Below are 950 nucleotides of genomic sequence, written 5' to 3'. Positions count from 1 at the left end.
CAGCGGTCAGGCCCCATACGGATGCCATTTTGACCAAGAGGGTGAAGCTCAGCAGGGTGGTTTACCCTGGAGGCGCGGAATGGTAGCCGGGGAACTCCTTAATGTCTGCCGCACGAGCTTTAGGCGTAAAACGGGGCGTTTATAGCGCGGGACAGTGAATACCGTCAGGCAGGTGGCACTTCTGGCCACTCACGCTCCGCTAGCATGTGGGGCGTGATTTCCATTGGCGATCTACGCTCTACTTTTCCGCGTGCGGGCCGGGTCGAGTGGATTGGGTTGCGAACCGGTCGCCGCCTGCCCGTTCAGGCGGTGGCCGAAGCCGAGTTGCACCCGCTAACCGGGTTGCTGGGCGATCATGGCAAGCTGGCCCCGCCGCGTCTGACGGCCCCGACCGGCGGCGAGATCATGACCCATCCGCCTGCGCCGCCAGTTCTGGGTGGTTCCGGCAGGCGGCAGATCACGCTGATTCAGGCCGAGCATCTACCGGTTATTGCCGCGCTGGCTGGGCTTGAAACTGTGGCACCTGAGCTGCTGCGGCGCAACATCACGGTCAGCGGGATTTCTGTGCTGGGCCTTAAGGACCGCCGTTTCCAGATCGGCGAGGTCATTTTGGAAGGCACAGGCGAATGCCACCCCTGTTCGCGGATGGAAGAAAACCTGGGGCCGGGCGGCTACAACGCGGTGCGGGGCCACGGCGGAATTACTGCGCGGGTTGTCCGGGGGGGCGAATATGGCTGGGCGACCAGACCGCGCCGCTGGACTCGAGCTCCTTCCTTGCGTGACGCCCTCTGCGGACTGCCGTATTCGCCCCCCTATCCAGAACGGCACCGGATACGGTTACATTTTCCTAGAGCATTTTGCAAAAAGGAGAACTGCTCTAAGAGGCTGTCTGAGGCCCATATCGTCGGAGTATCCATGCTGCCCTCTTCATCAGGCGCACAATCGCTGGA

At 62.3% G+C, this 950-nt stretch carries 1 pseudogene; it reads left to right on the top strand.

The features are described from left to right. Positions 1 to 204 precede the first annotated feature (204 nt). Positions 205 to 726, top strand: a pseudogene (locus QZ269_RS12625) (MOSC domain-containing protein); the annotation flags it as partial. Between the last annotated feature and the right edge of the window lie 224 nt (positions 727 to 950).

Source organism: Deinococcus sp., assembly GCF_018260405.1.
Taxonomy (GTDB): domain Bacteria; phylum Deinococcota; class Deinococci; order Deinococcales; family Deinococcaceae; genus Deinococcus.
Note: the sequence above shows the minus strand (reverse complement) of the source record. Positions and strands in the feature narration are given on the sequence as shown.